We start from the raw sequence: 26,044 nt of genomic DNA on the forward strand, positions 1-26,044 counted from the left end.
GTGCCCGAGCCGGCGATCCGGTACGAGGGAGGTGGACCGTGCGGCTAGAAGTCGACGGCCGCGTCGTGGAAACGGCGCCCAGGCCGGGCCAGTGCCTGCGCACCCTCCTGCGGGAGCAGGGCACTCTCGCGGTGAAGAAGGGCTGCGATTCCGGCGACTGCGGCGCCTGCTCGGTCCTGCTCGACGGCGCCCCGGTCCACTCCTGCCTGATCCCCGCCCACCGCGCCGCCGACAGCACCGTCACCACCGCCGCCGGACTCTCCGGCGAAGCCGGACCGAACACCGTGCAGCGCAGTTTCGTCGACAATGCCGCATTCCAATGCGGCTTCTGCACCGCCGGAATGGTCGTCACCGCCACCGGGTTACTCCGTAACCGCACCGATTCGGAAATCACCGAGGATGAGCGCGCGGAGTTGATGAAAGGAAACCTGTGCCGCTGCACGGGTTACCGAGCCATTACCGACGCCCTCACCGCGTGTGCACCACTGTGCACAACTCGTGACGCCACCCCTGAACCGCCTCCCGGTGCGGAAGCACGAGTCGGAGTGTCTGGCGATGCCGCCGTTGAACGGCCCCCCGGTGTGGAGGCACGAGTCGGAGTGCCTGGCGATGCCTCCTCCGTGCCTCCGGACGATGGGCATCGGTGGAGGGTCGAGGGCGTGACGACTGTGTCCGTGGGCGAGGGCCCGGCGGTTGCGGGCCGCGAGGTGAACGCGGTCGCGGAGCTGGTGCGGGGCGAGCAGTTCGGGGCGGGGCAGGTCGGGAAGGGTGTGGGGGCGCCCGCTGGGGAGCGGGTTGTGCGGGGTGGGGAGGCTTTCACGTTCGATATCGCGGTGGGGGACCAGCGGGGGCCGGGGGTGGCGCCTTGGCATATCGCCGTGTTGAGCAGCCCGCACGCGCATGCGCGGGTGGTGTCGATAGACATCGCGGAGGCGGCGGCCGTGCCCGGCGTGCGGGCGGTGCTGACGGCGGCAGACGCACCGGGGGTGGCGTTTTCCACGGCACGGCACGAATTCCGGGAGGACGATCCCGACGACACCTTCGTCCTCGATCGCACGGTGCGTTTCGTGGGGCAGCGTGTCGCGGCGGTGGTGGGGGAGACTCTCGATGCGGCGCGGGCGGGGGTGCGGGCGTTGCGGGTGGAGTACGACGTTCTGCCCCCTGTGTTCGAGCCGACGGAGGCGCTCGGAGACGACGCGCCGAAGCTGCACGGGGACAAGTCGGATTCCGCGCGTATCGCCGACCCGCAACGCAACGTGATCGCGGAAATACACGGTGGTGTCGGCGATTTCGATCGTGGTATCGAAGAAGCGGCGCGTGTGGTCCGTGGTGTCTGGCATTCACCGCGCGTGCAGCACGTGCACCTGGAAACGCACGGCGGAATCGGCTGGCTCGACGACAACGGCAGGCTCGTACTACGCACTAGCACCCAGGTTCCGTTCCTGGTTCGGGACGAACTGTGCCACCTGTTCGGCCTAGACCGTGACCGGGTGCGGGTATTCGCGGCCCGGGTGGGCGGCGGGTTCGGCGCCAAACAGGAAATGCTGGTCGAAGACCTCATCGCGCTCGCCGTCCTGCGCACCGGGCATCCGGTGCAATACGAATTCACGCGGACCGACGAATTCACCTCTGCCACCTGCCGTCACCCGATGCGCGTGGCGGTCACCGCCGCCGCCGACAAGAATGGGCTGCTCACCGCATTGTCGGTCGACGTGCTCGCCGACGCGGGCGCCTATGGCAACCACAGCGCGGGTGTGCTGTTCCATTCCGTCGGCGAATCGGTGGCCGTCTACCGGTGCCCGAACAAAAAGGTCGACGCACAAGCGGTGTACACCAACAACATTCCCTCCGGCGCCTTCCGTGGTTACGGGCTCGGTCAGGTGATCTTCGGCGTGGAATCCGCCATCGATGAACTGGCCCGCCGGCTCGACATCGACCCGTTCGAGTTCCGCAGGCGCAACGTGGTCGTTCCGGGCGACCGCTTCACCGGCGCCGAAGTCGACGAAAGCGACCTCACCTTCGGCAGTTACGGCCTGGATCAGTGCCTCGACACCGCCCAGCGGGCGCTGCGTCGCGGCAACGGCGCGCAGGCGCCCGGCCCGGACTGGCGCGTCGGCGTGGGAACGGCCGTGGCGATGATCGCGACCGTTCCACCTCGCGGCCATCACGCCGACGCGTCAGCGCGCCTGCTCGTCGACGGACGCTACGAGATGCGGGTGGGCACAGCCGAATTCGGCAACGGCACAACCACCGTCCACGCCCAGCTCGCCGCGACCGCCCTGGCGACATCCGCCGACCGGATCGTGATCCGCCAATCCGACACCGACCTGGTCGGGCACGACACCGGCGCTTTCGGCTCGACGGGCACCATGGTCGCGGGCAAGGCGTCCTACGCCGCCGCACTGGAACTGCACGCGATGATGCTGGCGCGAGCGGCCAAGGTGAGCGGCCATCCCGAACGGGATTGCGTGCTGGAGGCGGACGGTGTGCGCTGCGGGGACGAACTCGTCACCGCCGCGCGACTCCTCGCCGACGGCGACCTCAGCGCTCACGGAACCCATTCGGGCACACCGCGTTCGGTGAGTTTCAACGTGCACGCTTTCCGGGTAGCCGTGCGTCCCGCGACGGGTGAGGTGCGAATTCTGCAATCGATCCAGGTGGCCGACGCGGGCACCGTGCTCAATCCGGTGCAGTTGCGCGGTCAGGTGGAAGGTGGTGTGGCGCAGGCCATCGGCACCGCGCTCTATGAGGACATGCGCACCGACGCCGGTGTGATGACCACCCGCACCCTGCGGCACTATCACGTACCGCAATTCGCGGACCTGCCACGCACGGAGGTGTATTTCGCCGAAACCAGTGACGCGCTCGGCCCGCTCGGCGCCAAATCGATGAGTGAGTCACCCTACAACCCGGTGGCCCCGGCCCTGGCGAACGCGATCCGCGACGCCATCGATGTCAGACCCGACCGATTGCCGATGACCGCCGACCGGATCTGGCGGCTCGCGAGGAAAGGAACGGCCGAGTGAATACCCGACTGCCCGAACATATCCGGGCACGCGTCGACGCAGTCCTCGATTCCGTCGACGCGGAGCTGCGGCTGCGATATCCCGGCCAGGGGACGCGGATTCAACCGGTGCACACGGTGTATGTCCCCGCCGACCGCGCCACCGCCGACACCCCCGCGGAATGGGGCGCCACCGCGCTGGAACTGCTGAATCGCCATGCCGACTTCCTCGCCGGTCTCGACACCACCGATTCCCTTCCCGCGGTCCGGGTGGGCCTATCCGCTCGACCGGTGCAGGACCTGCGGATAGATTTCGAGGACGGATACGGTTTCCGCGCCGACGATGTGGAAGACGCCGCCGCGACAGCAGCGGGAAAGACCGTGGCATTGCTGGCCGAAAAGCCTGGCGCACCCGGTTCGTTCGGGATCCGGATCAAGGGGCTGGCGAAGGACGAACGCAGGCGAGCGCTGCGAACATTGGAATTGGTACTCGACGGCGTCGCCGACCTATTACCCGGGTTCGTCTTCACCGTTCCGAAAATCAGGGCCGCCGAGCAGGTCTCGGCCATTGTCGACATCTGCTCCGGCATCGAACGCGCCCACGGACTTCCCGACCACACCCTGCGCTTCGAACTGCAGATCGAAAGCCCGCAGGCGATCATCGCCCCCGACGGCACAGCCCCCATCGCCCGCATGCTTGCCCTGGCCGACAACCGCTGCAGTGCACTGCATTTCGGCACCTACGACTACACCGCCGCCTGTGGAATCGCCGCCACCGACCAGGCGCTCGACCATCCGGCCGCCGACCACGCCAAGACGGTGATGCAGGTCGCCGCCGCCCAGACCGGTGTGTGGATCTGCGACGGCTCCACCCAGATCGTGCCGGGCAGCGATCCCGAATTCGCTTTCACCAATCACTACCGCCTGGTGGAACGTGCTCTGCGCCGCGGCTACTACCAGGGCTGGGACATGCACCCCGGCCACCTGGTCACCCGCTGGCTGGCCACCCACAACTTCTTCCGTACCGCCACCGATGTGGCCGTCCCACGCCTGCGGGCCTACCTGGGTCGCGGCCAGGAAGGGGTGGTCGACGAACCGGCCACCGCCGAAGCCCTGTCGACCACGGTGGTGCGCGCCCTGCGCTGCGGTGCGGTCGGCGATGACGAGTTGCGCACCCGCGCACCGGAACTCACCGAGCGGACACTTGCCGACCTGATGACCCGCCGGTGGTCGAGCCGAGAAAGTACCGAAGCACGGGAGATCCGATGACCGACGACTTCACCCACCTGCCCGACCTGGCGGTCCGGCCGCTCGGCGGGTCGGTGATCTGGGCGAACGACGAGTTCTTCGCCGAGAAGGAAAACCTCGTCAACCCCGGCCCGCCCGAATACCGGCCCGCGACATTCGGGCACAAAGGCCAGATCTACGACGGCTGGGAAACCCGCCGCCACCGCGGCAAGCCCGGTGACGACGCGGCCATCGTCCGCCTCGGCGTGCCGGGCGTGATCCGCGGCATCGTGGTGGACACCGCCTGGTTCAAGGGCAATTACCCGCCCGAGGTGTCGGTCTCGGCGCTGGCGATCGACGGTTACCCCACCGCCGAGCAGATAGCCGAACGCACCGACTGGGTGCCGCTGCTCGACCGCGTGAAGGTCGCGGGTGACTGCCGGACCCCGTTCGCCGTCGACGACGAAAACCGCTGGACCCACGTCAAACTCACCATGCACCCCGACGGTGGCGTCGCCCGGCTCCGGATCCACGGCGAGGGCAGACCCGACCCGGCACTGCTCGGCCTCGGCCCACTCGACCTGGCCGCCCTCGAGAACGGCGCCCTGATCCTCGACTGCTCCAACCGCTTCTACAGCTCACCCAACCAACTGCTCTACCCCGGCCAGGCGCGCGTCATGGGCGACGGCTGGGAAACCGCGCGCCGCCGCGACGACGGAAACGATTGGGTGCGCATCAAACTCGCGGGTCCCGGCGCCATTCGGCTCGCCGAAATCGACACCTCCTGCTTCCTCGGCAACAGCCCCGGCGCCGCCTCGCTCACCGGCTTCACCAGCGACGGAACCGAAGTCGAGATCATGGCGCGCACCGACCTGCTCCCCGACACCCGCCACCGGTTCGCCCTCACGCCCGCCGGCGCGTCGGTCGAAGAGGTTCGCCTCGACATCTACCCCGACGGCGGCCTGGCCCGCCTGCGGCTCTACGGCGAGCTGTCCGCATGAGCGGGCCACGCGACTTCATCGGCTACGGCCGCACGCCGCCGGACCCGCGATGGCCCGGCGGCGCGCGGATCGCCGTGCAATTCGTGCTGAATTACGAAGAGGGCGGGGAGAACAACGTCCTCGACGGCTCACCGCATTCGGAAACCTTCCTGTCCGAGATGACACCGGCCGAAGCCTTCCCGAACCGGCACATGAGCATGGAATCGCTCTACGAATACGGTTCACGCGCCGGCCTGTGGCGAATATTGCGCGCCTTCGAACGGCGCGATATCCCGCTCACCGTTTTCGCGGTCGCCCGCGCGATGCGACGCAATCCCGAAGCGGTCGCGGCCTTCCTCGAACTCGGCCACGAAATCGCCTGCCACGGTCTGCGCTGGCAGTCGTATCAGCTCGTGGATCGCGACACCGAACGCGCCGACATGGCCGAGGCCGTGCGCGTCCTCACCGACCTCACCGGTGAGCCGCCACGCGGCTGGTACACCGGCCGCGACTCACCCAACACCCGCGAATTGGTCGTCGAGCACGGCGGTTTCGTCTACGACGCCGACTCCTACGCCGACGACCTGCCCTACTGGACCACGGTGCGCGGGCAGCAGCACCTCGTGGTCCCGTACACCCTCGACACCAACGACATGCGCTACTGCTCGCCCGCCGGCTTCGCCACCGGCGAGGAGTTCTACGCCCATCTGCGCGACGCATTCGACGTGCTGTACCGCGAAGGGACCGAGGGCAGCCCGAAGATGCTCTCGATCGGCCTGCACTGCCGCATCGCGGGCCGTCCCGCCCGCACCGCTGCCCTGGAACGCTTCCTCGACCACGTGCAATGCCACGAGAACGTGTGGATCACGCGCCGCATCGACATCGCCGAGCACTGGCGAACGACGCATCCGCCCGGATCAGGCGAACAGGTCCCGGACGAACGGGAGCGAGTCGACCAGTGAGGCGTTGACCGTGCCGTCGTGGTCGGTGGGATAGGTGCGGGTGGTCACCGGCTGGCGGTTGGCCTCGAGCACCGCGAAGTAGCGCAGGGTCGCGGGGGTGACGACGTCGGTGTCGCGCAGGCCCTGGGCCAGCAGCAGCGGGCGGTCGTAGCCGGATTCGGGCAGGCCCATGTACTCGCCGAGCAGGCCGCGCAGGTTCGGGATGGACGACAGCGGGCGGGCGAACATGCTGCCCACCGATGGTTTCGTGGCGGCCAGTTCGTCGCCGAGGGGGCCGATGCAGGCGGTCTGGGCGCGCTCGAGCCAGGTGCGGCCGGTGTCGGTGAGCAGGCCGTCGATGCCGAGGTCGGGGTAGGTGGTGCGCAGGCCGCTGAGGATGTACAGGACGTAGGCGGTCAGGTGCGAGCTCAGGGCGATCGGGGGCACACCCGGGCCGACGAGGCCGATGACGTCCTCGATGTAGGCGGGTACGCCCGTGCCGACGGCACCGCGATAGTCGAGTTCGGGGCCGCCGAACTCGGTGGCGTAGCGGGCGGTGAACACCGCGGCGCCGCCGCCCTGCGACTGGCCGACAACGGCCCACTTGTTCGACAGCGACGGGTATCGCACGGTCGCGGCGCGCACGGCGTCGACCACATTGCGCGCCTCGACCACCCCGTTCAGATACGGGTGCTCGCCCGGACCGCCGAGACCGGCATAGTCGGCCGCGACGACGGCGTAGCCCTGCTTCAGCCAGGTGCCGAGGTAGGCCCAGTCGCGTTCGACGGCGGCGGGACCGGCCACGCTGTAGGCGCAGTCGTCGCCGAGGCCGACGGTGCCGTGTGCCCAGGCGATCACCGGCCAACCGCCCGCGGGCGCTTCACCCGGGGGGAAGTACACGGCGGCACTGGTGGTGGTCGGCTGGTCGCCCGCCGTGGTCGAGCGGTAGATCAACCGCTCGGCGCGGGCCGAACCCGGCAGCGTCGCCGCGGCCGGCAGGGCCTCCACCGAGACGACCTGTCCGCCGGTGGGTTCGGCGTGCGCCGGAACGGCCGGCAGCACGGTGAGCGCGGCCATCGCCGCGATCGTCAGCATCCTCGACTTGCGCACGGTCCCTCATTCCCTTCGTCGGACAGCCCGATTCTGCCCCGTGCGCCACCGGGGTGACACGCCGGCCGGGGGTTGCGAAGTGACGACACGCACATGATCGATGCCCGGCGTGGTGTGTGAAACGACTCACAGCCTGGAAGGCTCGAGGGCGTCGGCACCCACCCGGCCGAAGATCGCTAACAGTACGGGCGTTATGCTAAAACTCCTGGTCAGCACTACCCATCGGTAGCCGCAGTGCTTGCAATCACAGGGCAAATTTCGCAAAGTTAGCAACAGCGGCGGCAAACCTAGCTGAGATTCACACAACCAACAGGTAGACGGCTATTTCCGGGTGTGCCATTGTTTGGAAGTACACCCCTCAGGCCCTAGCTAGTCCTAGCAAGCCTGCAAATTGCTTCAGCAGTACGAACCGTGCAACCGAAAGCGTTCAGCCGCCGGTTGTTTGAACGGCCGGACAGCGCGGAGCACCGACCACACCGAGGAAGTGGAGTCAGAGATGTCGACTGCCGGCACCCCGAAGACCGCTGCGGAAATCCAGCAGGATTGGGACACCAACCCGCGCTGGAAGGGCATTACCCGCAACTACACCGCCGAGCAGGTTTCCAAGCTGCAGGGCACTGTTGTCGAGGAGCACACCCTCGCCCGTCGTGGTTCGGAGATCCTGTGGGACCTCGTGAACAACGAGGACTACATCAACTCCCTCGGCGCCCTCACCGGCAACCAGGCCGTGCAGCAGGTTCGCGCCGGCCTGAAGGCCATCTACCTGTCGGGTTGGCAGGTCGCCGGTGACGCGAACCTGTCCGGCCACACCTACCCCGACCAGTCGCTGTACCCGGCGAACTCGGTCCCCTCGGTGGTCCGTCGCATCAACAACGCGCTGCTGCGCGCCGACGAGATCGCCAAGGTCGAGGGTGACACCTCGGTCAAGAACTGGCTGGCCCCGATCGTCGCCGACGCCGAGGCCGGCTTCGGTGGCGCCCTGAACGCCTACGAGCTGCAGAAGGCCATGATCGCGGCCGGCGCCGCGGGCGTGCACTGGGAAGACCAGCTCGCCTCGGAGAAGAAGTGCGGCCACCTCGGTGGCAAGGTGCTGATCCCCACCCAGCAGCACATCCGCACCCTGACCTCCGCGCGTCTGGCCGCCGACGTCGCCGACGTGCCGTCGGTGATCATCGCCCGCACCGACGCCGAGGCCGCCACCCTCATCACCTCCGATGTGGACGAGCGCGACCGCGAGTTCCTGGACGGCACCCGCACCGCCGAGGGCTTCTTCGGTGTGAAGAACGGCATCGAGCCCTGCATCGCGCGTGCCAAGGCCTACGCCCCCTACGCCGACCTCATCTGGATGGAGACCGGCGTGCCGGACCTCGAGGTCGCGCGCAAGTTCGCCGAGTCGGTTCGCAGCGAGTTCCCCGACCAGCTGCTGGCCTACAACTGCTCGCCTTCGTTCAACTGGAAGGCGCACCTGGACGACGCGACCATCGCGAAGTTCCAGCGTGAGCTCGGCGCGATGGGCTTCAAGTTCCAGTTCATCACCCTGGCCGGCTTCCACTCGCTCAACTACGGCATGTTCGACCTGGCGCACGGCTACGCTCGCGAGGGCATGACCGCGTTCGTCGACCTGCAGGAGCGCGAGTTCAAGGCCGCCGCCGAGCGTGGCTTCACCGCCATCAAGCACCAGCGTGAGGTCGGTGCCGGCTACTTCGACACCATCGCCACCACCGTTGACCCCAACACCTCGACCGCGGCTCTCAAGGGCTCGACCGAAGAGGGTCAGTTCCACTGAGTTGCTTTGAGTAGCAACGGATTTCCTCTACACCAGTAGGGGTGTACGCCCTCCCCTGCCGATCAGCCCCGGCAGGGGAGGGCATCCCTATATGGTGGGGCCGAAACTATATGGTGGAGCGAAACCACTGTCCGGTTTTGGGGTTTAGGGCCAAAACCCGCGGCGCCAGCCGCAATTAGACACAGGAGTGGGACGTGAGCGACAAGATTCAGCGCGTCGGCATCATCGGCGCCGGACAGATGGGCGCGGGTATCGCGGAAGTGTGCGCACGCGCGCACGTCGACGTCCTCGTCTACGAAACCACCCGTGAACTGGCCGCCGCCGGTCGTGCGCGCATCCTGCGCTCGCTCGATCGTGGCGTCAGCAGCGGCAAGATCACCGAGCGCGAGCGTGAACAGGCCGCCTGGCGGCTGCGCTTCACCTCCGACCTCAGTGACTTCGCCGACCGTCAGCTGGTCGTCGAGGCCGTTGTCGAGAACGAAGAGGTCAAGACGGCCATCTTCAGCGAGCTGGACAAGGTCGTCACCGACCCCGACGCCGTGCTCGCCTCCAACACCTCCTCCATCCCGATCATGAAGATCGCTGTCGCCACCGCCAATCCTGAGCGCGTGGTGGGTCTGCACTTCTTCAACCCGGTGCCGGTGCTGCCGCTGGTGGAGCTGGTCACCACGCTCAAGACCAGCGAGCCGGTTGCTCGGCGGGCCGAGGCGTTTGCCGCCGATATCCTGGGCAAGCAGGTTGTCCGGTCGGCCGACCGCTCCGGGTTCGTGGTCAACGCGCTGCTGGTTCCGTACCTGCTTTCGGCTATTCGGATGGTCGAGTCCGGGTTCGCCACCAAGGAAGACGTCGACAAGGCCATGGTGCTCGGGTGTGCGCATCCGATGGGGCCGCTGGCGTTGACCGACCTCGTCGGGCTCGACACGGTGAAGTCGATCGCGGACTCGATGTACGCCGAGTTCAAGGAGCCGCTGTACTCCGCGCCGCCGCTGCTCATGCGCATGGTGGAAGCAGGTTTGCTCGGTAAGAAGACCGGCGCCGGTTTCTACCAGTACGGAAACTAGGTTCCACGCACCGACGGCCGCCTTCCTCCCCGACGAGACGAAGGTGGCCGTCGGTGTTTCCAGGGGTGTTCGCAGGGGGAACGGCGCACTGCCGACCGCTCGGCTTAAGCTGCTGTAGGCCGTTCGTGCACGCGCGAACCGGCTACTCGTCGAGCGCAGTAATTGCGCGGCGCCCGGTTGCCGGGCGACCACGCAGGTGATGGAAAGGGATGTCCCGTTCATGGTCAACGTCACCGATGGATTCGGGTCGAGCGTTCTCGGATATCCGCGGATCGGTCCGCACCGGGAACTCAAGCGCGCGCTGGAGTCGTACTGGCGTGGGTCGCTCGAGCGGGAGGAGCTGCTCGCGGTAGGCCGGGACATCCAGGAGCGTCAATTCGACGAGCTGGCCGCCACCGGGCTCACCCAGGTGCCGGGCAACACCTTCTCCTTCTACGACCACATCCTCGACAACGCGCTGCTGTTCGGTGCGGTGCCGTCGCGGTTCAAGCCGCATCAGGAGGGCCTGCACCCGCTGGACTTCTACTTCCTGATGGCGCGCGGTAACCCGGATCTGCCGCCACTGGAGCTGGTGCGTTTCTTCGGCACCAACTACCACTACCGTCAGCCCGAACTCGACGCCGACTCCACGTTCTCGCTGCACCCCGACGCCCTGCTCGACGAATGGGACCGGGCGATGGCGCGCGGGATCGAACTGCGCCCGGTGGTGCTCGGGCCGGTGTCGTTGCTGCTGCTGTCCAAGGCCGGCCAGGTGCCCGGCGAAGCGGAGTTCGACACGCTGAGCCTGCTCGACAAGCTGCTGCCGTTCTACGAGGAACTGTTCGAACTGCTCGCCAAGCGCGGGTCGACCTGTGTGCAGCTCGACGAACCGTGCTTCACGGGGGAGCAGTCCGACGCGGCGCTCGCGGCGTTCGAGAAGACGTATCAGCGGTTGTCGAAGGCGCCGCTGCGCCCGCGCATCCTGGTCACCGGCCAGTACGGTGATTTCGGTGAGGCGCTGCGAATCCTGGCGGCCAGCAACGTGGAGGCCATCGGGCTCGACCTGGCGTCCTACCGGATGACGCCCGAGGAGCTCGCCGAGATCCCCGGTATCCGCCGCAAGCGGATCTACGCCGGTGTCATCAGCGGCACCAATGTGTGGCGCGCCGACCGTTACGTGACGCTGAACTACCTGAACTCCATCGCCGAGGTCTGCCCCGATCTGGTGGTGTCGACCGGCACCACGCTGCTGCACGTGCCCTACGACGTGCTCGCCGAATACGACATCGAGGGCAATGTCGCCGACCGGCTCGCCTTCGCCAAACAGAAGGTGGGCGAGGTCGTCTCGCTGGCCAAGGCGCTCACCGAGGGCCCGTCGGAGAAGTGGCGCAAGCGTCCCACCTCGGTGCACTTCAAGCAGAAGCACGCCGTGCGGCAGCGGGTCTACGCGATCACGCCGGACATGCGCGAACGGGTGCCCTATGCCGAGCGGGCCGTCGCCCAGCAGGAACGGCTGAACCTGCCCTTGGTCCCGGCCACCACACTCGGGTCGTTCCCGCAGAGCAGCCGGTTGCGGCAGGCGCGTCACGAAGTCGCTGCGGGCCGGTTGTCCGAGCAGGACTACCGCAAGCAGGTCGAAGCCGAGATCGAGGCGACGATCCGGTTGCAGGAGGACATCGGTCTCGACGTGTTCGTGCACGGTGAGCACGAACGCAACGACATGATCCAGTTCTTCGCCGAACAGCTCGACGGCATGGCGACCACCCGCTTCGGCTGGGTTCAGGTGTACGGCTCGCGCTGCGTGCGGCCGCCGATCATCTACGGCGACGTTGCCCGGCCCGCGCCGATGTCGGTGGACTGGACCACCTACGCCCAGTCGTTGACCGACAAGCCGGTGAAGGGCATGGTCACCGGGCCCGTCACCATGCTCGCGCGCTCGTTCGTGCGCCAGGATCAGCCGCTCTACGAGACGGCCGACCAGGTGGCGCTCGCGATCCGCGACGAGGTGGTCGACCTGGAGAAGGCGGGCATCGCCATCATCCAGGTCGACGAACCCGCCATCCGCGAGCTGCTGCCCGCGCGCCCGCAGGGTCGCGAGGAGTACCTGCGCTGGGCGGTCGGCGCGTTCAAACTCGCCACCTCCGGCGTTCGTCCCGACACCCAGATCCACACCCACATCGGCTATTCCAGCCGCAACGAGGTGGTCGACGCGATCGAACAACTCGACGCCGACGTCACCGCGATCGTCGCGACCCGCTCGATCGAATGGGTCATGCAGGCCCTCACCGAGGACGTCGCCACCGGCCACGGCCTCAGCCACGGCGTCGGCCCCGGCGTCTACGAGAGCCGCTCGGCCCGCATCCCCGACATCGACGAACTCGACGAACTCCTCACCCAAGCGGCCGATGCGGTTACCCCGCAACGGCTGTGGGCCAACCCTGACGGTGGGCTGAAAACCCGCCACTACTGGCAGCTCGATCCGTCGCTGCGCAACATGGTCGCCGCGGCCCGTCGCGTGCGGCGCCGGGCGTTGGCCACGCAGGCCGAACAGGCCGTCGCGAAGTAGCGCCTGAACCGAAGGGGCACACCGAATCCGGTGTGCCCCTTCGCCATATCCGCGCTCGGTACCGAAATTTCTGAACGGCAGCGCATCCGAGGTTCCAGCGGCTAGAGTTCGCCCTCGGCAGTGTCGGGTTGGGTCCAGGAGGGGCGCGGTGCTGGATCCGAACAATCATCAAGGTGCGTTCGGCGAGGACTACGTTCGGGTACTCGCCTCGGCGGCCGGCTTGGTCTGGTCGACCGACAGCGTCGATGTCGATGGTGTCGACCTGACGATCAAGAAGCCCGGCAAGACTCCGTACGGGTTTTCGCCACAGATATCGGTGCAGGTGAAAACGGTTTCGAGGCCACGGTTCCAGCGGGGACACCTGGTCTTTCCCGGCTTGACCCACAAACAGTTCAACCAGCTCGCCGGTCCGCACTTCGCGACACCTCGGTATCTGTTCGCCATCCACGTGCCGCGGACGGCCGATCATTTCGCCGATGCCGTAACCGGTGCGATGACGCTGCGCCACTGCGGATACTTCCTGTCGCTGCGTGATCGCACCCGGTTCGCTGTCGACGACACCAAACACACCGTGGCGGTGCATATTCCGCTCGGCAATATTCTCGATGCCGAGGCGCTGCACGCTCTCGTCGCCGGAACGCCACGGTAGCCGCGATGCCGACCATGCCCCGGCACGAGGAGGTGACCGGGTATCTGCGAGCCCAGGGTTGGACGCCGCGCGAGCCGTGGGGTGGTGGCACCGTGTGGTCGAACGGCGACTTCGAAGTGCTCGTGCCCGATGGCGGCGTGGTCGACTACGGCATACGGATGCGTGAACTGGCCTTGTGCGTGGCGGATTTCGAGCAACGGCCGCTGGACATCGTTGTGCGCGACATCGTCTCGGGTGGAGTCGATGTGATCGGCTACCGTGCGGGCCACGACGGTGACGAGATCTCGCTCGAGACCGGCGCCGCCGCGCTCGCCGCGCTGCGCTCGTTGCTGGCGACCTGTGTCGATCAGGCTGCCGAGCGGGAGATCACGGCGTGGTCTATGCGCAGATATGCCGTTGCCCAGCTGCTGGCCGCCACCACGCTATTGCCGCACCGCGACTCTTTCGGGTTCGACGTATTTCTCGGCGGACCCGGCTCACGGCTGGGCCGCACCTCGGCGGTCCGGCTGCTCGATGTCGCCGCGACCGTGCGCGAGGCCGCCGGCGGTCGGCACGGGTGGAGCGACGAAATCCGCCACGACACGATCGACGCTTTCGGTGCGCTCGGATCGGCTGAGCAGCATCCGATGCGTTTCGCCCTGAGTTTTCACTGGTCACGTCAGGTCCCACGACCGGATGTCGTCGTCGAGTTCCCGCGTACGACAGTCGAAGGGTTGGGGCGGATGCTGAACGTCGCGGTGGCGTCGTCACCACCGCCGGACATGGTCCCCGACCCGGATGTGGCCGAGATCGAGGCTGTGGTCGACGGGACCGTTGTCGGTGTCGACAACGATGCTGCCCTCAAAGCCGTTGTGCGAGGGACACTCCGGGTCGACGGGGCGAGCACCGGTCGGCAGCGCCGCATCACCGTGCGCCTGCGTACCGCGCAGGAGTATGCCCGAGCGCTCGCCGCGCACAGTTCCGGCACGAGAGTCCGTGTAAGCGGGATCTTCGTCGGCAAACGGGATCTGCAGGTGTCCGAAAACGGATTCTTCGTCGTCGACGGCGACGAATCGTGAGAGAACGGATCGAACATTGTCGGATCAGATGAGCCCACGCGAACTCGCGGTGCTGCTGACGCTGCTCGCGGAAGCGCGCGAACTCACCAACGCCGAACTCTTCTCAGTGGCGGGCGTGACGCTGGACGGTGCGCCGCGGCGCCGACTCAACGATATGGGGCTGGTTGTCAGTGAGAAGGTCGGGCGCGCGCTCGTGCACGAGCTCACCGAAGAAGGAGTGCAGTGGTGTGCCCGCGAGCTCACCGGTCCCCGGCCTGCCAAATCGGGGTCGTTCGGTGGTGCGCTGTACGCGGTCCTGGCCGGGCTGCACCGTCACCTGGACGACAGCGGCCGGCAGCTGACCGACATCTTCCAGCCCGACGTGCCCGGCCAGATCCTGCGCAAGTACGCCGAGCTCACCAAGGGTAAACCGGACCAGATCCGGATCGCCGACCTGCGCAACGATCTGCCACACATTCCGCCCGAGGATTTCACGCGCGCGATGACAGCACTGGCCGATCGCGACGGCGTGCACGTGCGCGCGGAAGCCGATCGCAAGACACTGACCGAAGACGATCACGCCGCCGCCGTGGTACTCGGTGGAACCGCGCGCCACCTGCTCACCGTCGAGGCCGGGCGTTGAACGAGCAGCAGCGCCGTGCTCTGGCGCGGGTGCAGTTCAGCACCGCACTCGGCCCGGATTCGATCTGGCGCCCCCAGACTCACCACGTCGAGGACCTGCATCGCCGGGCGTCCGCCGAGATCGCCCGGGCGATCGAACTGGCCGAGGACCGGCCGGAGATCTCACCCACCGGGTTCATCGTCAACGGTGATCCCGGCGTCGGGAAGACCCACCTGCTCGGCTGGATTCGTCAGTATGTCCACGAGCGCGAGGGCTATTTCTTCATGCCCAAGCTGATCGATGGCGAATCGTTCTGGGACGGTGCCGTCCACGGCGTCACCAATCGGCTGACCGGAGCCGACGGCGGTCAATTGCGCAGGCTGCTGATCGCCCTGGCCCGGCGGGCTGGGTGCGATCCCGAACATGTCGCGCGGATCGCGGGCCCGATGCGGCCGAAACCCGAGGACCTCGAACGATTCCTGGACGACCTGTCCGGCCCCGAGCCGCAATTGGCCTACGAATGCCGCGACACCCTGCGGGCGCTCGTGCTGTTCCGGGCGGGCGGCTTGCTACGCGATATCGGCGACAGCTTCCTCGTACTCCGGGAACCGCTGGAACCGGACATCGCCGAGCAGTGGGGTTTCCGCCGCGCACAGCGCAACGCGCAGCTCATATTCCACGATCTGATCCGCCTGTTCGCCGCGGCGGGGCCGGTGGTGATCGCACTCGACCAGATCGATGCCGTGCTCGCGGAGTCGGCAGCGGGCGGCATCCGGGTGGCCCATCACGCGGACAGTTTGATGAAGCTGCGGGAGGAGACGGTGCGCACCATCATCGTCGCCGCCTGCATCCCCTCCACCTGGCAGCGTTTGAAGGATCAGGGGCTGACCTCGTCGGCCGACCGGTTCACCGAACTGTATCTGGACACCGCGCTACCCGGCGCCGAGGTGGCGGCGGCGGTTGTCGCCGGGCACCTCGCGGTCCAGTACGACGAGGTCGACTTCACACCGCCCTATCCGACCTGGCCGATTCGGCCCGCCGCCTTCGACACCGACGACGTGGCTCGCTCCACCCCGCGCAAGCTGCTGCAATCGGTGGCCGAGCACGTGCGGACCTGTCTCGCCGACGAACAACTCCGTGAACTGGACGACTTCGCCGTGTTGGATTCAGATTCGGGACCGAAAGTTCCCGCGGCACTCGCCGACCCGAGCGTGTTCGACGCGCAGTTCGCCGCCCTGCGAGCCGCAGCCGACATCACGGCGCCGCTCGACCCGGCCAGGGAGGACGAACTCATGGTCGGGTTGCTCAATGCGGCCCTGCAGTGCTTCGTCCTGGAACGGGCCGCCCGCGACGACCTCCGCATCGACGACGCGACCTCCACGGGCCGCGCGGTCCACGCTCGGCTGCGCCGCACGATCGACCCGGTGCTCGAGGTACAGGAGCATTGGAGTTTCCGGGCGATCGCGCACACGCACCACCTGGCTGTGCAGTCCCGGATGCGTTCGGCCGTCATCGAATCCGGGATCGAGGAGACCAACGATCTGCGTCATCTGACGATCCTGCGCAACATCCCGTACTCCAACGGGCCGAAAACCCGTGCGATGCTGGACGACCTGCAGGCCGCCAACGGAACGACCCTGCCGATCGGCCAGGACGATCTGCGCACCTTCACCGCGTTGCAGCAGCTGATCGAGGACCCGAAGCCCGGATTCGACGCCTGGCTGGTGCAGCGCGCGCCCGCCGGGCAGACGCAGCTGTTCCGGCGGATCTTCGGTGACCTACCCGAACCGGTCGACGGGCCGACGCGATCCCGGCCGGGTGAATCCGAACCTCCCGCCGCCCAGTCGGCTTCAACGGCCGTCGACAGCGGTCCGGACATTGCCACGGACGACTCTCGAACCGACGGGCCGACGATCGTTCTCGGGCGGGGACTCACCGACGACGCCACCTTCAGCATTCCGCTCGACCTCCTGCGCAAACACCTCGTCTTGTTCGCGAGCAGCGGTTCAGGAAAGACCGTCCTGCTCCGGCGGCTGGTCGAAGAGGTTGCTCTGCACGGTGTTTCGGCCATCGTGCTCGACGTCAACAACGACCTCTCACGGCTCGGTGATGCGTGGGAGCAACCCCCGGCCGGTTGGGGGCCCGGTGATGCCGAGAAGGCGGCGCAGTACCTGACCGAGACCGATGTCGTCGTGTGGACGCCACGTCGTCAGGCCGGACGGCCACTGATCCTGAACCCGCTCCCGGACTTCGCGGCCGTGCGTGCGGATCCCGACGAACTGCGCACCGCGGTGGAGGTGGCGGCCGGTGACCTGCTGGCGCGCTCGGGCATCGCGCGAACCAAGGCGGCACAGGCACGCGCGGTGCTGTTGCAGGCCCTCCTGCATTTCGCCCGGTCGGGTGAGCCGAAACTGGAGGGCCTGATCGCCCTGCTGTCCGACCTACCCGACGGCGTGAGCAGGGTCCGCAACGCGGCCGCGCTCGCGGCCGAAATGGCCGACGGGCTCACGGTCTCCATGATCAACGATCCGCTGTTCGGCGGTGACGGTGAACCGGTGGATCCCGGCGTGCTGCTCACCCCGGCGCCGGGCAAGCGCGCGCGGGTGTCGGTGATCAGCTGTGTCGGTCTGCCCGACACCGATCAACGGGCCAGATTCATCAGCCAGCTGCAGGTGGCACTGTTCACCTACTTCAAGACCAACCCGGCCGGTGACCGTCCGCTCGGTGCCCTGCTCGTGCTCGACGAGGCGCAGATGCTCGCACCTTCGGGTAAGAGCACACCCGCCTCGGCCAGCACACTCATGCTCGCCGCGCAGGCACGCAAGTACGGGCTCGGTATCGCCTACGCCACCCAGGCACCGAAAGGTCTGGACAACAAAGTGGTCGGCAATACCGCGATCCAGTTCTTCGGGCGGTTGGGGACGGCGGCGCAGATCCAGGCGGCGAAGGGTATCGCCGCCACATGGGGTGGGAATGTGGACGATATCGGTCACCTGAAGACCGGCCAGTTCTACGGTGCCAGCGAAGGCCGGTCGTTCCGCAAGCTGGCCACACCGCTGTGCTTGAGCCATCATCCGCCGAGTCCGCCGACCGAAACGGATGTGCTCGAGCGTGCCCGCCGCGGTCGCGAGCAGCCGTAGTCCGGCTCAATGGCTCAGCGCCGACACCACGAACATCGCGCCGACACCGAGGATGGTGAGGAAGAGGGTGAGGCGGGAGGGGTGTTCGGCGTGGGCTTCGGGGAGGATGTCGGCGGTGGCGAGGTAGAGGAGGAAGCCGGCGAAGTAGCCGAGGTAGAGGCCGATCCATTGTTCGGGGACGTGGATGAGGGTGCCGAGGATGGCGCCTGCTACCGGGGCGAGGGCGTCGAGGGCCAGGAGGGTGATGGCGCGTTTGCGGGCGTGGCCGTAGAGGGTGGGGATGGTGAACGTGTTGAAGCCGTCGGCGAAGTCGTGGCAGATGACCGCGATGGCTACCGACAGGCCGACGGTGGCACCCGCCTGGTAGCCGATGCCGATGCCGAAACCGTCGAGGGTGCTGTGGAAGATCAGGCCCATCGCGGCGAGCAGGCCGACGGATTCGAAACCGTGGTGGTGTGAACCGAATTCGTCCTCGTGGCCGGTGTGGATGGCGACCGCACGTTCGATGATGTGCAGGCTCATGAACCCGAAGACCGCCGCGATCAGCGCCACCGGCACACCGAACGCCTCGTCGGGTGACTGCTCGAGCGCCTCGGGGATCAGGTCGAAGGCGACCAGGCCGAGCATCACCCCGGCCGCGAGACCGAGGACCAGGTGCTTGCGGTCACCGATGCGCATGGCGACGTAACCACCGAACAGGGTGGACAGCATGGAGACCACAGACAACAGAATCGCCATGGTGCGGGCCTATTCGTCGGCGGATCGGTCGGGCTCGACGGGTGTCTTCGTCCGGGACCTGGACAACCACCGGCGCTTCTGCTTCGGCGGTGGCCCGGCTTCCTCGGTCACCCGATACCGCCGTACGTAGGCCCCGGCGAAACCTTGCAGGGTCGCGGTGACCGGGATGGCGAGCAGCGCACCGGTCGGCCCGAGCAGCGCCGCTCCCGCGATCACCGCCCCGAACGCCACCGCCGGATGCATGTCGAGGGTGGTCGCGGTGATCCGTGGCTGCAGCACATAGTTCTCGAACTGCTGATACGCCACGATGAACAGCAGGATCCACAGCGCGGTGATCGGGTCGCGCACCAGCGCGACCAGCACCGGAAGGGCACCGGCGAGATAGGTACCGACGGTCGGGATGAACTGCGAGACCACACCCACCCACAGCGCCAGCGCGAACGCCGACGGCACATCGAACACCCGCAGCGCCACATAGTGCGCGATCGCCGAGCACAGCGCGAGCAGCGCGCGCGAGTAGATGTAGCCGCCGGTCTTCTCCACCGCGATATCCCAGGCGCGCAACACATGTTTCTGCTGGCGCGGCGGGAGCAGCGAACACACCCAGGTGCGGAAGCGCGGTCCGTCGGCGGCGAAATAGAACGTGAACAGCAGGACCCCGAGCAGCTGGAACAGCGCACCGATCGCGACTGTGCCGATGCCCCAGACGTTTCCGGCCAGACCCACGAGATAGCCCTCGATGGTCGAGCTCCACTCGGTGGCGTATTTGGTGAGGTCGGCGCCGGACAGGTTCTGGTCGAAGGTGCGGTTGATCCAGTCGACCACGTCCTGGATGTAGCCGGGTGCGTCCTGCACGAGCATGGTGACCTGGTCGATGAGCAGGGCGCCGAGGGTCCCGAAGAACGCGACCATCACCACCAGTAGGACGAGGAACACCGCACCGGTGCCCGCGCCACGCGGAATACCGTGCCGGGCAAGCCAATTCACCGCTGGCTCGATGGCGAAGGCCAGGAACAGCGACACCAGCAGGATGGTCAGCAGGCCCTGCAGTTTGCCGAGCACCCAGAAGCCCGCGATCAGGATGACGAGGGCCAGGGCGGTGTAGAGCAGGGCGCGCGGGAACCAGCTGGGCGGGGTCCGCACCGTCCAGGTGATCGGCAGGGCGCCCACCGCGGCCGGTGTGTCCGGGCGCGTATCGTCGTCGGCCACGACGTCACGGTACCCGGCGGTGGGCGCCGGACCGGCCTAGATGGACGCGGTGTCGATCACGAAGCGGTACTGCACATCGCTGGCGACGACCCGGTCGTAGGCGGAATCGATGTCGTCGGCGGAGATGAGCTCGATCTCGGCGCCGATGCCGTGCGCGGCGCAGAAATTCAGCATCTCCTGGGTCTGCGCGAGACCGCCGATCATCGAGCCCGACAGGGAGCGGCGGAAGCCTGCCAGATTGCGGCCGGTGACGCTCATCGGCTTCTCGGGCAGGCCGAGGATCACCAGGGTGCCGTCGAGGGCGAGCAGCCGCAGGTAGTTGTCGATGGGCAGATCGGCCGAGACGGTGTTGATGATGAGGTCGAACTCGCCGCGCAGCCTGCGGAAGGTCTCCTTGTCGCTGGTGGCGTAGTAGTTGGTGGCGCCCATGCGCAGGCCGTCGTCGCGTTTGCGCAGCGACTGGCTCAGCACCGTCACCTCGGCGCCGAGCGCGGCGGCGATCTTCACCCCGACGTGCCCGAGCCCACCCATGCCGATGATCGCGACCTTCTTGCCGGGGCCCGCGCCCCAGTGGCGTAGCGGCGAGTACAGGGTGATGCCCGCGCACAGCAGCGGTGCGGCGACGTCGAGGCCGATGCCCTCGGGAATGCCGACGACGAACTTCTCGTCGACGACGATGTGGGTGGAGTAGCCGCCCATGGTGTAGCCGCCGGGCTGGACGTCCTCGGGGACGGGGTTGTTGTAGGTCCAGGTGGCGCCCTTGGCGCAGTACTGCTCCTCACCGGCCAGGCACGGTGCGCACTTGCCGCACGAATTCACCAGACAGCCCACTCCGACGCGGTCGCCCACCTGGTACTTGCGCACCGACGACCCGACCGCGCTGACGATGCCCGCGATCTCGTGCCCCGGCACGCACGGGTACCGCGCACCACCCCATTCGTCGCGGGCGGTGTGGATGTCGGAGTGGCAGATGCCCGCGAATTTGATGTCGATCGCGACATCGTCGGGTCCGAGCGCACGGCGTTCGATCGCGACCTTCTCGAAGGAACCGTCGGCGGACGGCAGGGCATAGGCGGCAGCAGTGCTCATGGGTATATGCCTACCGCTGCATACGAGGTTTGCCAACCGCCGCGTGGCGGATGTCGATCAGGCCGGACCAGAGCCGGGTCACAATGGAAAGGGTCGGCCCGCGAGAGAGGACGTGCGCGTGCAACGTGGATCACGGGTGCTCATGGCGCTGGTCGTCGCGCTGCTCGCCCTCGGCGGTGTCCTCGGATATCGCGGTGAGCTGGGGTTCGAGCGGGCCGCGCCGCAGGAATTCGTCGCGGCGACGCCCGCGCCCGTGCCGCTGGATCCAGGCCTGGTCGCCGCTCGGGTGCAGCCCGCGCTGGTCAATATCTCGGTCGACGCGAGCCGGTTCGGCACCGCGGCCGCCGGGTCGGGCATCGTGCTCACCGGTGACGGGCAGATTCTCACCAGCCACCACGTCATCAAGGGCGCCGAGGACGTGTCGGTCACCGACGTGGGTACCGGTCTGCGCTATCCGGCCACCGTGCTCGGTTACGACTCGAGCGCTGATGTCGCCTTGCTGGCGCTGGCAGGCGCCTCCGGCTTGCCGACCGCGCGGATCGGTTCCTCGGCCGGGCTGCGATTACGTCAGGATCTGCTCGCCATCGGTGACGCGGGCGGCGACGGTGGCGAGCAGACCTCAGTGGCCGGGCCGATCACCGACCTGGATGCCAGCATCGTCGCGATGAACTCCGCGGACCTGAGCCGCAAATCGTTGCGCGGGATGGTGGAGATCGCGGCACCGGTGGTGGGTGGGCAGTCCGGTGGGGCACTGGCCGACGGAACGGGCGCGGTGGTCGGCGTCATCACCGCCGCCTCCGGTGATCGCGGCACGCAGGACCGGCAGCCCAAACCCGCGCACGGTTACGCGGTGCCCATCGACACGGCCATGCGGATCGTCGCCCAGATCCGCTCGGGCACACCCACCGACACCGTGCACATCGGGCCGACCGCCACCCTCGGCGTGCAGATCGTCGACGCGAAACCGGCGGGCGCGCGAGTCGACTGGGCCTTCTTCGGGCAACCGGCCCGGGCCGCCGGGATCACCGACGGTGACGTGGTCACCGCCGTCGACGGCGAATCGATCACCACCGCCCGGGCGCTGAGCGCGGCCATCGGCAGGCGCAAACCCGGCGATGTGGTCCGCCTCGACGTCACCGCGCCGGACGGCAGCATCCGCGTCGTCGACGTGGTGCTCGCCGAGGGCACACCCAACTAGACCTTGCTCAACCAGTAGTCCTGGAACTTCAGGAACATCAGCAGCAGCACCACGGCGTAGAACACGACGACGAGCGTCCAGCGCCACTCGGCCAGGATTCCCATCGGCCCACGCGAGCCGCCCCAGGTCTCCTGGGTGGCCACCGCGAACAGCACCGGCACCGCCACCCACACCACCATGCAGTACGGGCACAGCGCGTTGATGCGATACAGGCTCTGGAAGATCAGCCAGCAGATCGCGGCGACACCGAGGACCGTGCCGACCCAGAGCGAACCCCAGATCCAGCGCGGGAAACCCACCCCGATCACCGAGAGCACGCCGAGGGTCACCACCACCGAGAACCCGACGATGCCGATGATCGGGTTCGGGAAGCCGAACACGGCGGCCTGCTGGGTCTGCATGATCGACCCGCACGACAGCACCGAGTCGAAATTGCACGAGGCCATGTAGGTGGGATCGGTGAACAGCTTGAACCGTTCGACGGTGAGTGTGCACGACGCCAGCCACCCGGCCAGCCCGGCGATCAGCAGCAGCCAGGCCGAGCGTGCCGACGCGGTGATCACTTGGCCGCGTCGGCGATCACGGACGCCAGGCCGTCTTCGGTGTAGACGGCGTCGCTCTCGATCAGCTCGCCGTTCACGAAGACCGACGGGGTGCCCTTGAGCCCGCTGGTCAGCAGGGTCTGGGTCGTCTTGGCGAGCGGGTCGGCCATGGCCTTGTCGTCGATGCAGGTGGCCACGGCCGGATCGGTGTACCCGGTCTCGTTCGCGATGGCCACGAGCTGCTCGTTGCTCAGGCCCGCGCCGCCCTCGGCCGGCTGACGGTGGAACATCAGCTGCAGCCAGGTCGGGAATTTGTTCGCGTCCGAGCGGGCCACGCAGTAGGCGGCGTTGCCCGCGCGCGAGGAGTACTGGTTCGTCGACGCCTTGTCGAGGAAGGAGATGATCTGGTACTCGACCGAGGCGGTGCCGTCGGCCGCGGCCTTGGCCAGGGCGAGGCCGTTGGCGGTCTCGAACTGCTTGCACGCCGGGCACTGCAGGTCGGCGACGACGCGCACCTTCACCTTGGCGTCGGGGTTGCCGATCAGCACGCTGCCCGACGGGGTGACCGTGCCGACGGTCGCGGGCAGCTCGGGCAGGCCCTCGGCCCCCGTGGTACCGCTGCCGGTACTGGTGTCGGAATCGGATCGGTTCATCGCGATACCGATACCGATCGCCGCGACCAGCGCCACCAACACCGCGGCGACACCGACCTGGATCGCCAGCTTGCGCTTCTTGTCGGCGGCCTCCGCCGCCGCAAGCGGATTCTTGCTGCCCGTGCTCACCGTTGTCACACGCCTTTCGCTCGTCTGCTCCACGACATCATGCGGGCCGAACCTGAGAGTTTGTTCAAAGACAGGGTCAGGACTGATCGAGCAGGCGCAGCTGTTCGGCTACGTCGAAATTCGCGCCGGGCCAGTCCAGGTCCAGGCCGGTGAGCGCGTCGATCAGTAGTTCGGTGACAGCCAGCCGCGAATACCATTTCTGATCGGCGGGCAGCACGTACCACGGAGCGTAATCGGTATTCGTGCGATCGAGAACGGCCTGGTAGGCCTTCTGGTATTCGGGCCAGAAGGCGCGTTCGGTGATGTCGGCCGGGTTGAACTTCCAGTACTTGTCCGGCCGTTCCAGGCGGGCGCGCAGCCTGCGCTTCTGTTCGTCGAGCGAGACGAACATGGCGACCTTGACGATCGTCGTCCCGGAATCGGCGACCTCTTTCTCGAAGGCGTTGATCCGGTCGTAGCGCTGCTCCCATTCCGACTGCGGAACCAGGCCGTGCACCCGGACCACCAGCACGTCCTCGTAATGGGAGCGGTCGAAGACGCCGAGCTGGCCGGGAGCGGGCAGCCGCTTGCGGATGCGCCACAGGAAGTCGTGCGCCCGCTCCTCCTCGGTCGGCACCCCGAAGGAGGCGTGGTCGACGCCCTGCGGGTCGACCGAACCGATCACGTGCCGCACGATGCCACCCTTACCCGCGGTGTCCATGCCCTGCAGGATCAGCAGCACCCGGCGGTCGCCACCGGTGCGTCCGTGCGCGAACAGCTTCTCCTGCAACACCGACAGCACCTCGCCGCGTTCGGGCAGCATCGACTTGCCCAGTTGCTTGCCGCCGAGGAAACCGGGCGTGGCCGAGGTGTCGATATCGGCGACGCGCAGCCCGTCGGCGCGCAGGGCGGAGGTGACGGGCTCGGTCCACAATTTCGCCATCAGCCATGCCTACCACTAGTCGCGGCGCGTCTGCCAGCACGCCACCCCGGCGAGGTCGGCGATCTCGGCCCGGTGCACGTACACCGGGTCCTCGCCCGCGCGGAGCTGGGCGCGGTAGTCGGCGAGCAGCCGGAACGCCACCGCGCCCAGCGGCAGGATCGCGGTGAGGTTGACCAGGGCCATCACGCCCATGAACACGTCGGCCAGGTTCCAGATCAGCGCCACCGAGCCGAGCGCGCCGCCGAACACCGCGACCAGCACCAGCACCCGGAACACGGTGAGCAGGCGCGGATGATCGGTGATGAACTCGATATTGGCGCGGCCGTAGTAGAAGTTTCCGATCATCGAGCTGAACGCGAGCATGAACACCACCGCGGTGAGCACGTGCCCGGCCCAGCTGCCGAGGGTGGTGTGCAGCGCGGTCTGGGTGAGGTCGGCGCTGTGCCGCTCGGACAGGTCCGGGTCGCTGGTCAGAATGATGAACGCGGTGATGGAGCAGACGAGCAACGTGTCGAAGTAGACGCCGAGCGACTGCACGAGCCCCTGCTTCACCGGATGCGAAACATCCGCTGCCGCGGCGGCGTTCGGGGAGGAGCCGAGACCGGCCTCATTGGAGAACATGCCGCGCCGGATGCCCTGGGTGATGGCCATGCCGATACCGCCGCCGACCACCTCCCGCAAGCCGAACGCCCCGCCGACGATATCGGCGAACACCCGTGGCAGGTCGTCGAGATTCAGCGCGACCACGGCGATGCCGAGCAGCAGATACACCATGGCCATCACCGGGACGAGCACCTCGGTGATGCGGCTGATGCGGCGCACTCCACCGAAGATCACCAGGCCGAGCAGCCCGACCAGCGCCAGCCCGACCAGCGGCGCGAACCAGTCGCCGTCGATCGCCGTGAGCGAGGCGCGGCTGGTGGCGACGATGGTGTTGGCCTGCACGGCGTTGAAGACGAAACCGAAGGTCACCGTGATGACCACCGCGAAGATCAGGCCCTGCCAGCGCCGGCCGAGACCGTGCTGCATGTAGTAGGCCGGGCCGCCACGGAATGTGCCGGGTTCGTGTTCGGGTCGCTTGTAGAGCTGGGCGAGTGTGGATTCCACGAATGCCGACGAGGCACCCAGGGTGGCCATCGCCCACATCCAGAACACCGCGCCCGGCCCGCCGACACTGATGGCGGTCGCGACGCCCGCGATATTGCCGGTGCCGACTCGCGCGGCCGCCGAGATGCTGAACGCGCCGAACGCCGACACCGACCGCTTGCCGTCCGCGGCGGGGGTGCCCTTCTCGGCGACCACCCGGAACATCTCCGGCAGGAACCGCAACTGCACGATGCCGGTGCGCACGGTGAAATACACCCCGGCCACGATCACCAGTGGGATCAGCAACCAGTTCCAGAACACGTTGTTGATGTCGACGATCACCGAATTCAGCGTGTCCATGCCCGGCAGGCTACCG

Annotated in this window: 20 protein-coding genes; 12 read left to right on the forward strand and 8 right to left on the reverse strand. The window is 67.7% G+C overall.

Annotated elements, in window-relative coordinates; translation table 11 throughout:
• The first annotated feature begins 38 nt into the window (after positions 1-38).
• Genes AB0I35_RS03635 through puuE form a run of 4 tightly spaced genes read left to right on the forward strand, consistent with a single transcriptional unit; the run spans position 39 to position 6,173 of the window.
• Positions 39-3,026, forward strand: a complete 2,988-nt coding sequence (locus tag AB0I35_RS03635; RefSeq protein ID WP_357394010.1) for a molybdopterin cofactor-binding domain-containing protein — start codon at positions 39-41, stop codon at positions 3,024-3,026.
• Complete coding sequence (locus tag AB0I35_RS03640) at positions 3,023-4,273, forward strand: aldolase/citrate lyase family protein (protein WP_357394012.1); 1,251 nt, start codon at positions 3,023-3,025, stop codon at positions 4,271-4,273. The genes AB0I35_RS03635 and AB0I35_RS03640 overlap by 4 nt, the downstream gene beginning before the upstream one ends.
• Entirely contained in the window at positions 4,270-5,232 is a 963-nt protein-coding gene (alc, locus tag AB0I35_RS03645) for an allantoicase (protein ID WP_357394014.1), read from the forward strand. The genes AB0I35_RS03640 and alc overlap by 4 nt, the downstream gene beginning before the upstream one ends.
• A complete protein-coding gene (puuE, locus tag AB0I35_RS03650; protein WP_357394016.1) occupies positions 5,229-6,173 on the forward strand; it encodes an allantoinase PuuE in 945 nt (314 codons plus the stop codon). The genes alc and puuE overlap by 4 nt, the downstream gene beginning before the upstream one ends.
• Here puuE and AB0I35_RS03655 read toward each other — a convergent pair.
• Entirely contained in the window at positions 6,129-7,247 is a 1,119-nt protein-coding gene (locus AB0I35_RS03655) for a lipase family protein (RefSeq protein ID WP_357394174.1), read from the reverse strand. The two genes, puuE and AB0I35_RS03655, sit on opposite strands and share 45 nt — an antisense overlap.
• Before the next feature lie 511 nt (positions 7,248-7,758).
• On the opposite strand from AB0I35_RS03655, the gene aceA reads away from it, so the two are divergent.
• The 7 genes from aceA to AB0I35_RS03690 all read left to right on the forward strand — a co-directional run bounded on the left by aceA (position 7,759) and on the right by AB0I35_RS03690 (position 18,102).
• On the forward strand, positions 7,759-9,048 hold the full coding sequence (aceA, locus tag AB0I35_RS03660; RefSeq protein WP_067484780.1) for an isocitrate lyase: 1,290 nt from the start codon (positions 7,759-7,761) through the stop codon (positions 9,046-9,048).
• A 194-nt stretch (positions 9,049-9,242) separates the two neighbouring features.
• Positions 9,243-10,109, forward strand: coding sequence for a 3-hydroxybutyryl-CoA dehydrogenase (locus tag AB0I35_RS03665; protein ID WP_357394018.1), 867 nt, complete (start codon positions 9,243-9,245; stop codon positions 10,107-10,109).
• A gap of 220 nt (positions 10,110-10,329) precedes the next feature.
• Entirely contained in the window at positions 10,330-12,654 is a 2,325-nt protein-coding gene (metE, locus tag AB0I35_RS03670) for a 5-methyltetrahydropteroyltriglutamate--homocysteine S-methyltransferase (RefSeq protein ID WP_357394176.1), read from the forward strand.
• Between the two features lie 148 nt (positions 12,655-12,802).
• On the forward strand, positions 12,803-13,303 hold the full coding sequence (locus AB0I35_RS03675) for a DUF4365 domain-containing protein (protein WP_357394020.1): 501 nt from the start codon (positions 12,803-12,805) through the stop codon (positions 13,301-13,303).
• A gap of 5 nt (positions 13,304-13,308) precedes the next feature.
• Positions 13,309-14,361, forward strand: coding sequence for a hypothetical protein (locus AB0I35_RS03680; protein ID WP_357394022.1), 1,053 nt, complete (start codon positions 13,309-13,311; stop codon positions 14,359-14,361).
• A 28-nt stretch (positions 14,362-14,389) separates the two neighbouring features.
• On the forward strand, positions 14,390-14,983 hold the full coding sequence (locus AB0I35_RS03685) for a hypothetical protein (protein ID WP_357394024.1): 594 nt from the start codon (positions 14,390-14,392) through the stop codon (positions 14,981-14,983).
• On the forward strand, positions 14,980-18,102 hold the full coding sequence (locus AB0I35_RS03690; protein WP_357394026.1) for a DUF87 domain-containing protein: 3,123 nt from the start codon (positions 14,980-14,982) through the stop codon (positions 18,100-18,102). The genes AB0I35_RS03685 and AB0I35_RS03690 overlap by 4 nt, the downstream gene beginning before the upstream one ends.
• 6 nt (positions 18,103-18,108) lie before the next feature.
• Here the strand turns inward: AB0I35_RS03690 and AB0I35_RS03695 are convergent, their stop codons facing one another.
• Genes AB0I35_RS03695 through AB0I35_RS03705 form a run of 3 tightly spaced genes read right to left on the reverse strand, consistent with a single transcriptional unit; the run spans position 18,109 to position 21,138 of the window.
• A complete protein-coding gene (locus AB0I35_RS03695; protein WP_357394028.1) occupies positions 18,109-18,840 on the reverse strand; it encodes a ZIP family metal transporter in 732 nt (243 codons plus the stop codon).
• A gap of 9 nt (positions 18,841-18,849) precedes the next feature.
• On the reverse strand, positions 18,850-20,049 hold the full coding sequence (locus tag AB0I35_RS03700; RefSeq protein WP_357394030.1) for an AI-2E family transporter: 1,200 nt from the start codon (positions 20,047-20,049) through the stop codon (positions 18,850-18,852).
• Between the two features lie 36 nt (positions 20,050-20,085).
• On the reverse strand, positions 20,086-21,138 hold the full coding sequence (locus tag AB0I35_RS03705; protein WP_357150241.1) for an NAD(P)-dependent alcohol dehydrogenase: 1,053 nt from the start codon (positions 21,136-21,138) through the stop codon (positions 20,086-20,088).
• Between the two features lie 118 nt (positions 21,139-21,256).
• Between AB0I35_RS03705 and AB0I35_RS03710 the strand changes: the two genes are divergently transcribed.
• Positions 21,257-22,336: a trypsin-like peptidase domain-containing protein gene (locus AB0I35_RS03710; RefSeq protein WP_357394032.1), complete on the forward strand. Its 1,080-nt coding sequence runs from the start codon at positions 21,257-21,259 to the stop codon at positions 22,334-22,336.
• On the opposite strand, the gene AB0I35_RS03715 is transcribed toward AB0I35_RS03710, so the two are convergent.
• From AB0I35_RS03715 to AB0I35_RS03730, 4 genes are all read right to left on the reverse strand, one after another.
• Positions 22,333-22,899, reverse strand: coding sequence for a vitamin K epoxide reductase family protein (locus AB0I35_RS03715; RefSeq protein WP_067484793.1), 567 nt, complete (start codon positions 22,897-22,899; stop codon positions 22,333-22,335). The two genes, AB0I35_RS03710 and AB0I35_RS03715, sit on opposite strands and share 4 nt — an antisense overlap.
• Entirely contained in the window at positions 22,896-23,660 is a 765-nt protein-coding gene (locus tag AB0I35_RS03720; protein ID WP_357394034.1) for a DsbA family protein, read from the reverse strand. The genes AB0I35_RS03715 and AB0I35_RS03720 overlap by 4 nt, the downstream gene beginning before the upstream one ends.
• A 76-nt stretch (positions 23,661-23,736) precedes the next feature.
• A complete protein-coding gene (locus tag AB0I35_RS03725) occupies positions 23,737-24,582 on the reverse strand; it encodes a polyphosphate kinase 2 family protein (RefSeq protein ID WP_357394036.1) in 846 nt (281 codons plus the stop codon).
• Between the two features lie 15 nt (positions 24,583-24,597).
• On the reverse strand, positions 24,598-26,028 hold the full coding sequence (locus AB0I35_RS03730; protein ID WP_357394038.1) for an alanine/glycine:cation symporter family protein: 1,431 nt from the start codon (positions 26,026-26,028) through the stop codon (positions 24,598-24,600).
• Positions 26,029-26,044 lie beyond the last annotated feature (16 nt).

Source organism: Nocardia sp. NPDC050378, from assembly GCF_040655675.1.
Classification (GTDB): domain Bacteria; phylum Actinomycetota; class Actinomycetes; order Mycobacteriales; family Mycobacteriaceae; genus Nocardia; species Nocardia coubleae.